A 607-nucleotide genomic window follows, 5' to 3' on the forward strand; every position below is an offset into this window, starting at 1 on the left:
GCAGAGACAAGAATGCTTCTATCAGGCATCCATCAGTCCGCTACCTCCATAGGCTGATTGTCCACACCATCTACCCAAGGAAAGAGCCAAGCAACGTGAATGGAGAAGACTTGAACCTCATGCACCAAGCCATCCAACACTTTTCCTTACCTCCTCACCTACCTGAAGTTCCCACTGATTTCTACGCTGAGTTTGGTATGGTTGGATACTTTGTGAGGCGCCTCATGTACTACAAGGATTATGCTTGGACAAACAGGGATCCAGAGGCTCAGATTGGAATAGGCGGCTTGATCACACCTTTGCTTGAGCACCAGGGTATTAACTTGGGAGATGATGCATCCTGTCCCTCTTTCATTGATCTCACCTACTTGAAGTCAGCTCATTACTTCTCTGGAAGATACGATGGGAAGTGTGTTTACTCGTACTTGAGAGGCCCCACCACAGTTGAGCTGCTCCTCCCTAACTATGAGCTCACTACTTTGAGAACACCAGGTACTATGAGTTTTGATATCAGTGAGCAGCATCTCCTGGGCAGTCATGGAGCTCTTGGCCCTATGACATTGAAGATGAATGAGAAAGCAGCAGCAAAGGCAGCTAAGTTTGATCA

1 protein-coding gene is annotated in these 607 nt (G+C 47.4%); it reads left to right on the forward strand.

Features of this window, described 5'->3' with window-relative positions:
* Positions 1-95: 95 nt before the first annotated feature.
* A partial coding sequence (locus ACFIKI_RS08535; protein ID WP_375666788.1) for a hypothetical protein occupies positions 96-607 on the forward strand: 512 nt, incomplete at its 3' end.

The organism is Bartonella sp. TT121SHDZB (genome assembly GCF_042193415.1).
Lineage (GTDB): Bacteria > Pseudomonadota > Alphaproteobacteria > Rhizobiales > Rhizobiaceae > Bartonella.